The sequence below is a fragment of the Methanoregula sp. genome, assembly GCF_028712425.1.
Classification (GTDB): domain Archaea; phylum Halobacteriota; class Methanomicrobia; order Methanomicrobiales; family Methanospirillaceae; genus Methanoregula.
Window position 1 is genome coordinate 1 of the sequence record NZ_JAQTQD010000042.1, and the last position, 7,179, is coordinate 7,179.

Below are 7,179 nucleotides of genomic sequence, written 5' to 3' on the forward strand. Positions count from 1 at the left end.
GATGAGCGTGCGGAGATCGCGGGGGGAATCTTTGTCAGCCATCGGGATACCTGTTGTTTAGAGTTTTGTATAGTGTTGAACCGTGGGCAGATTAACCATACGGGATTGATGCGATGGTAGTACACCACCTCACTCCATAATCAGTGTGGAAGGATGGCCCCGGAGAGATAATAGAGCCCGAAGAGGATCAGGAAGACACCGCAGGCCGCCATGATGACGTGGTAAGTCCGGCCCGAAAGGAGGGTTCGCCCCTTTGCAACACTGGTGGAAACGAATGTGTACCAGGCGGTGTCGGCCCCCCAGTGACCGATCATGAAGGCGACCGCAAGGACAAGCCCGCCCGCAAGCGACTGGAGGAGGAGGGCACTCCCCACCGAGAGCCACCAGATCCAGAAGTAAGGGTTGGCAGCGCTCGTCACGAGCCCTGCCATGTACGGGCCGGAACCTCCCGATCCCATACCGCGGGAGAGCGTGGCGTTCCTGCTCCCCACGAGGGTCATGGCGCCGAAGATGATCAGGGCTGTCCCGCCGACTACAGCGATCACGGAGGTGTAGGGGCTCGCAATGCTGGCAAGGCCGAGAATGACAAGGAAGAAGATGGCGGTCTCGATGAGAATATGGCCCAGGGAGACTTTCAGTCCTGCCGTCCAGTTCCCGGCAAGGGAGGCATTGATCGTGGCCACCAGCGTGGGGCCGGGGGCGAGCGCACCGGTGAACCCGATGATTACTCCCAGCGCCAGCGTTGCGATGATCTCGTACATGATGTCCGCGTCCCCGTTTGTTATTACCTGTTATTCGTGGGAAATAATGAATCCGCCTCCCGGCCTCACTCATGACAGGATAACAGGCTATAATTTCTTGCGAACCAATGATCTGGTATGCTGACTGCGCAAGAGATCGCGCTCCGGTTCCTTGACACCAGGCTCCAGGTCCACCCCGAGGTGGTCCGCTATATCCTGGAGAACAATGAACCGGACCTGATCGAGCGCATCATCGCGGGGGTGCCTGAGAACACCATTGTCGTCTCCGCAAAACACATCCCGGGCATCCGCCCGACACGGGACGGCACCCGGTTCCTCCTTGATCCTACTGTAGAGGTGGTGAGCGGCACCCCGGGCACCTCGGGACCGGTCAACGGGACCGGTGATTACCTTCACTATTTCCGCGACCGGTTCAGCCGGCTCGGCGGGATGATCCGGGGCAGGACCGGGGCGATGCCCATCGAGGGGCTCACCAAGAACACCCGGTACCGGCAGGAGGAATGCACGGTCATCGGCATGGTCGTGGACGTGAGCACCACCAAGAACGGCCACCGCATTGCCGAGATCGAGGACTCTTCAGCCCATATCTCCGTCCTCTTCCGGAAGGACCGCCCGGTCTTTGCCGATGCCGAGAAGATCGTCCACGACGAGGTGATCGGGGTCAAGGGGAAGCTCTCGAACGACGGGCGCCTCTTCTTTGCCGAGTTCCTCTATCGCCCGGACATCCGTATCGATAACACCCCGTTCAAGAGCGACAAGCCAGGGAAGGCTGTGCTCATTTCCGATGTCCACGTGGGGAGCAACACGTTCCTTGAGGAGGCCTGGAACCGGTTCGCGGACTGGCTCTCGGACTCCGATTACCAGTACCTCCTCATTGCGGGAGACCTCGTGGACGGGATCGGCATCTACCCCGGGCAGGACCAGGAGCTGACCATCAAGAACATTTACGAGCAGTATGATGCCTTTGGGGCCATGCTCTCCGACCTCCCGTCACGGATGAAGATCATCATTTCGCCCGGCAACCACGACGTGGTGCGGGGCGCCGAGCCCCAGCCGGTCATCCCCGAGGTGTTTACAAAAAAGTTCCCGCAAAACTGTATGCAGGTCGAGAACCCTGCCGTCGTCAATCTTCAGGGGGTCCGGGTGATGATGTACCACGGCCGGTCCATCGACGACATGATCGGCCTCATTCCCGGAGCCTCGTACGAGAATTCCGGGCTGATGATGGAGGAGATGCTCATCCGCCGTCACCTCGCTCCCGCGTACGGGCGCCGCACACCGATTGCCGCCGGCAGGACCGACCGGATGATCATCGACCCCATCCCCGAGATCCTCCACACGGGCCACGTCCACATCAAGGGCATCACGACCTACCGTGGCGTTCTCGGGGTCAATGCCGGCACCTGGCAGTCCCAGACCGCGTTCCAGAAACAGATGAACGTCAACCCCACCCCGGCGCTCGCGGTGGTCGTCGATTTACAGACGCTGATGCCGGAGACCTTCAGCTTTGCCTGAAATAACGCTCGCCTGCAGCTAACGGTTTTGGAGCACTTCTGACACCTGCCGCAGGTTCTCCTCAAAATATCCCCGGTCAGTATCGGACAGGATAGTACCGGGGCTGCGGGTTTCCGGCTGGATGCCCAGCAGGGTAACAGGTATCCCGATGTCCCGTTCGATATACTCCATGACCACCGGCAGTGGCAGGGCATGTGTCGAGATAAGGCCTGCACTGACCTGTCCTGGTTCGATCCGGGTAAGGGTCCCGGGTCGCTCCCCCATCTCTGCCGCATCAAGGAAGAGGACATGATCCGGCCGGTACTTCCTGAGCGGGCCGGTGATATTCTCCGGCACAGTACCGGCAAGGAAGACCTGTACGCCCGGGATGCCCTGGTGATCGATCTCCCGTGCTGCTGTCATTCCCAGCCGGTCCGAAGGACTGAGTTCATCGCCGATACCGACAACAGCAAGCAGACGGGTGCCCCGCAGTCTCCGCCGCAAGTCGGGAAATATCGGATCCGTGGTCATTACATTATCACGGCTTCCTTATCCGTTCCGCAGCCCGAGAGCGTGTCCTTAAGATGGATCGCGCCGGTTGGGCAGTGCCGCTCGCAGAGCCCACAGCGGATGCACTTGTAGAGTTTCACTTGCGGCCGTTTTTTGCGTGCAAGGCTCTTTCCCTTGAACTCGACCTCACGCGGGCCGTCGATCATCGTGATCACCTGCGGCGGGCAGACCAGCGAGCACTTCGAGCAGCCGATGCACTTGTCATCATCGATCGCCACCTCACCGCGGAAGGTGCAGGGGATCGGGGCCTTCTCGTACGGGTAGAGGATGGTGAAGGGTTTTGTAACCAGGTTGCGCAGCATCTCCCGGATGACACTCATGGCTGCACCCACCATGCGTTCATGACAAGGACGAGAGCAACCTGGAAGACTGCCGCGCCGGCAATATATTTCCAGCCGATATCGTTGAGCTGGTCGAGGCGGATACGCCCGGTGGCGACCCGGAGGGTGGCAAGGATGAACAGGACTGCGAGAGTCTTTATGAGGAACAGGCCAAATCCTGCGAGGGCGGCAAGCCACACAGGTGCGATAACCCATGGGAGTTCAGGGCCGCCGAGGAACAGTGCCGCGATGAGGGCGCTGCCGGTGACGAGCGAGACGTCGAATGCCAGCTTCATGAGGGCCAGCCGGTGCCCGGTCAGCTCGGTCCACGGCCCGGCAACGATCTCCGTCTCTGCCTCGGGGATGTCAAACGGGGTCCGCTCCAGCTTTGCCTGCAACGCGATCAGGGCAATGACAAAACCGATGGGCTGGAGGACCGCACACCAGGGGTGTACCTGCTGCCATGCAACGATCTCCGAGATCGACCAGGAGCCGGCCATCAGCCCCGGGGCGAGCATGACGAGGAAGAACGGCACCTCGTAGATGAAGAGCTGGGTGACAGTGCGGATTGCCCCAACGCACGCAAAGACATTCCGGCTCAGCCAGCCCATGACGAAGAGTACCAGGGTCGGCAGCGTCATGAGGTAGAGGACGAGGATGAGATCTCCCTGGAAGGCAAGCGGGCTTGCCCCGATGACCGGGATGTAGAGGAATGCGGTCATGACTGCGGCAAGGGCAATGAGCGGGGCTGCGCTGAAAGCCCCGCGGTCAACACCTTTTACATCGATCACCTCCTTGCCCAGCGTTTTGATGAGGTCGGCAAGAGGCTGGAGGAGTGGCGGGCCGACCCGGTGCTGCATCCGGGCCGCGAGCTTGCGGTCGATATACTGGAAGAAGAGGGCACAGGCCAAAAGGAAGAGGAATCCGGGGAAGACGAAGATATACACCGCAAGCAGGAGGGGATCGGTCATGGCTGCACTTCCGTCCCGTATCGTGCCCGGCACTTCCTTACCAGCTCTTCCCACGATATGCTGCCCTGCGCCATGGTGCCGGTATCAATCACCGTCATCCGCGAGGTGCACGAGAGGCAGGGATCGATGGCCGCCACGATCACGGGGATGTCCGCGAGGTTCTGGTTGACAAGGGCCTTTGCCACCGAGGTCCAGTTCGCCAGCGTCGGTGTCCGGATGTCGAGCCGGTCAGCCTTGTCGGTGCCATTGGTGCGGATGAAATGTGCCAGCTCGCCGCGGGGAGCCTCGTACCGCGAGAGGATCTCGCCCTTTGGCGCCGCCTTGGGCGCACTGGTAACGCGGATCGGTCCCCCCGGAAGGTTCTCGATGCAGTGTCGCACGATCTTCAGGCTCTCGGAGAGCTCGCCGATGCGCACCTTCGTCCTGCCATACACGTCGCCACTTGAATCTGTGACAACGTTCCAGGGGACCTCGTCATAGACGAGGTAGGGGTCGTCCCTGCGGACATCGTAGTCTACGCCGCTTGCCCGTGCGGTAGGGCCAACCGTCCCGTACTTCAGGATCTCCTCTTTCGAGAGTTTCCCGACACCCCGGAAACGGAGCAGCATCGTCTCCTGGTGGCTGACCATGTCCACGTACTGTGCAATGCGTTCTTCAAGGACCGGAAGCCGTTGTTGTGCGGCCTCCACCTGTTTCTCCGACAGGTCGAGCCGCACCCCACCGATCTCGTTCATGTTGTAGTGGACGCGGTTGCCGGACATCTCTTCGAGCGTGTCGAGCACTGCCTCCCGGTCGCGCCAGGTCCACATCAGGAGGGTGTTGAACCCGATCTCGTGGGCAGCAACGCCGAGCCAGAGGAGGTGGGAGTGCATCCGTTCGAGTTCCGCGATAATGGTGCGGATGTATTGCCCACGAGCCGGGACCTCAAGGCCCATGATCTCCTCAATCCCCTTGACAAAGGCCGTTGCATGGGAGTGGGAGCAGATGCCACAGACGCGCTCCAGGAGCGGGAGGACACGGATGAAGTTACGCTCTTCGGCCGCTTTCTCGATGCCCCGGTGGTTGTAGGAGAGGTCGAGTTCGAGCCGGACAATCTTCTCCCCTTCCACATAGATCCGGAAGTTGACCGGTTCCTTGAGCGCCGGATGCTGGGGGCCGATGGGTACCATCACTTCCGCCATGTCAGGTTCCTCCCTGTGCAGCCCCGCCATAGGAGTTCGCCTTGTTTGGTTTCCAGTCTTTCCGGAGCGGGTATTCTCCATCAGGCCAGTCCTCGTTCAGCATGAGCTTGGAGAGGCCCGGGTGCCCTGAAAAGACGATCCCGAACAGGTCGTGGATCTGCCGCTCGTAGATAGCGGCCGGGGGAAGGATGTCCGATACAGAGAATACCTGAGGAGACTCGCGGGGGACAGCAACAGCCAGCGAGATGACGGTGCGGTGAGGACCGGTGAGGTGGTAGGTCAGCCCGAAACTCCCCGTATCGTCCGTGCAGCTGATGAGGATGAGATGGTCGCAGTCCAGGAACTGCTGCGCTGCCTTGATGGCACTGAGAATTTTCTGCGTGTCGGTACTTACCCGAATGCGGTTTTTCCGCACCTGCTCTGCGGATCCATACTCCTTCAGTGCTCCCGATACCTGCTCCATTGTCAGTTGTGCCGTCATACCCTCACATCCTTCGCGACCGTGCCGGGTGTGGTCTCCTTCCTGTCCGTGTCCCCTGCCTTCCGCCGCCATTCCTTTCCTCCCTGGGCAAGATCCTCCTTCATCAGATTGAGGCAGGCGACAACGGCATTGATGATCTCGTCCGGGCGCGGGGGGCAGCCGGCAACGTACATGTCGACAGGGATGACCGTTCCGACATCCCCCACCACATGATACAGCCCCTGGAACACGCCCCCGCCGGCCCCGCAGGCCCCGCAGGCGATTACGTATTTTGGTTCTGGTATCTGTTCCCAGACCCGCAGGAGTCTCGATGCCTGTTTCCGGGTGACCGCACCGGTCACGATCAGGATGTCTGCATGGCGCGGCGATCCTTTTGCCAGGATCCCGAACCGCTCCACATCGAACCGTGGCATAAGGCAGGCAATGATCTCGATGTCGCACGCATTGCACGCCCCGCTGTTGAAGACCGTGACCCAGGGGGATTTCACCCGGGCCCAGGTGGCAAGACGCTGGCTGAGGGATTGCGGATCACCTGTCATAGCATCACTTCCCCTCCTTCTTCTGCGGTCACTGCTCCCACCTCAGGATCGTTATCGCTACAGCGATGATGCCAAGATACCCCAGCGTGCCGGCCAGAGGGGCATCGGCAGGTGCGACCGCGATGATAAGTGCCGCCACATGGACTACCGTGAAGAAGAGGGCCACGTAGAAGAACTGGTATCCCGGAAGGCAGGCCTGTCCCTCCGCAGCCTCCCCGCCAACATAGGGCATGGTCTTGTTTGCAGATGGCGTGAACACCGGTGCAATCTTCCGGGACCAGGCATAGACCAGGTAACAGACCACGAGCGCGTACACTGCGATGAGAGGCGCAGAGGAGAGGAGGAACGGCAGGTCCATTCAGACCGCCCCCCACGGGGTGAGCTGCCCGGCAGCGTGCATGATCCAGTCAAATGACTCGGGGAAGAGACCCAGGTAGACCGTGACAACGGCGAGGACCACAACGGCAAAGAGTACGCTGCGGGAAAGGGCTGCCTTCTTCCGGGCGGATCCCACCGGTGCGGCAGAGGAGGCGGAGAACATCAGGGTTGAGAGGACGGGGATGTAATACCCGAGGGAAACCACGCTGTTGACCGCAAGGATCAGGGCAAGGACTACTCCGCTCATCAGGGACGTTGCCATCCCCGCCTGCTCGAGAAGAAGTTTGCCCAAAAAGCCGCAGGTGAACGGGACGCCGATCAGGCCGAGGACAAAGATCACAAAGGCAATCCCGAGAAGGGGGTGCCGGGCCCCAAGACCCTTCATCCCCTCCACCTCCGTTGTGCCGGCTTCCCAGGAAAAGGCATCCGCGGCCATGAACGCTCCCCCTTTCATGATGCTGTAGGCGATCGCATAATACAGCCC

At 60.8% G+C, this 7,179-nt stretch carries 10 protein-coding genes; 1 reads left to right on the forward strand and 9 read right to left on the reverse strand.

Translation table 11 applies throughout. The features are described from left to right. Window positions 1–140: 140 nt before the first annotated feature. Complete coding sequence (locus PHF39_RS13355) at window positions 141–761, reverse strand: LysE family transporter (RefSeq protein WP_300224943.1); 621 nt, start codon at window positions 759–761, stop codon at window positions 141–143. 117 nt (window positions 762–878) lie between these two features. On the opposite strand from PHF39_RS13355, the gene PHF39_RS13360 reads away from it, so the two are divergent. Further along, window positions 879–2,276 carry a DNA-directed DNA polymerase II small subunit gene (locus tag PHF39_RS13360; RefSeq protein WP_300224946.1) on the forward strand — a complete coding sequence of 466 codons (1,398 nt, stop codon included), beginning with the start codon at window positions 879–881 and terminating at the stop codon, window positions 2,274–2,276. An 18-nt stretch (window positions 2,277–2,294) separates the two neighbouring features. Here the strand turns inward: PHF39_RS13360 and PHF39_RS13365 are convergent, their stop codons facing one another. From PHF39_RS13365 to PHF39_RS13400, 8 genes are all read right to left on the reverse strand, one after another. Then, the gene (locus PHF39_RS13365) at window positions 2,295–2,786 is read right to left on the reverse strand and encodes a hydrogenase maturation protease (RefSeq protein ID WP_300224948.1); all 492 of its coding nucleotides are present in this window, start codon (window positions 2,784–2,786) and stop codon (window positions 2,295–2,297) included. Then, complete coding sequence (locus PHF39_RS13370) at window positions 2,786–3,145, reverse strand: 4Fe-4S binding protein (protein WP_300224950.1); 360 nt, start codon at window positions 3,143–3,145, stop codon at window positions 2,786–2,788. Before PHF39_RS13370 ends, PHF39_RS13365 begins: the two co-directional genes overlap by 1 nt. Continuing rightward, window positions 3,142–4,116, reverse strand: a complete 975-nt coding sequence (locus PHF39_RS13375) for a complex I subunit 1 family protein (RefSeq protein ID WP_300224951.1) — start codon at window positions 4,114–4,116, stop codon at window positions 3,142–3,144. Before PHF39_RS13375 ends, PHF39_RS13370 begins: the two co-directional genes overlap by 4 nt. Beyond that, window positions 4,113–5,297, reverse strand: a complete 1,185-nt coding sequence (locus tag PHF39_RS13380; protein ID WP_300224954.1) for a nickel-dependent hydrogenase large subunit — start codon at window positions 5,295–5,297, stop codon at window positions 4,113–4,115. The genes PHF39_RS13375 and PHF39_RS13380 overlap by 4 nt, the downstream gene beginning before the upstream one ends. A 1-nt stretch (window position 5,298) precedes the next feature. Next, on the reverse strand, window positions 5,299–5,778 hold the full coding sequence (locus PHF39_RS13385) for an NADH-quinone oxidoreductase subunit C (protein ID WP_300224957.1): 480 nt from the start codon (window positions 5,776–5,778) through the stop codon (window positions 5,299–5,301). Next, window positions 5,775–6,317 carry an NADH-quinone oxidoreductase subunit NuoB gene (gene nuoB, locus PHF39_RS13390; RefSeq protein WP_300224960.1) on the reverse strand — a complete coding sequence of 181 codons (543 nt, stop codon included), beginning with the start codon at window positions 6,315–6,317 and terminating at the stop codon, window positions 5,775–5,777. Before nuoB ends, PHF39_RS13385 begins: the two co-directional genes overlap by 4 nt. 28 nt (window positions 6,318–6,345) lie before the next feature. Continuing rightward, window positions 6,346–6,675: a hypothetical protein gene (locus tag PHF39_RS13395; protein ID WP_300224962.1), complete on the reverse strand. Its 330-nt coding sequence runs from the start codon at window positions 6,673–6,675 to the stop codon at window positions 6,346–6,348. Further along, the coding region (locus tag PHF39_RS13400; RefSeq protein ID WP_300224964.1) for a proton-conducting transporter membrane subunit at window positions 6,676–7,179 on the reverse strand (504 nt) is incomplete at its 5' end.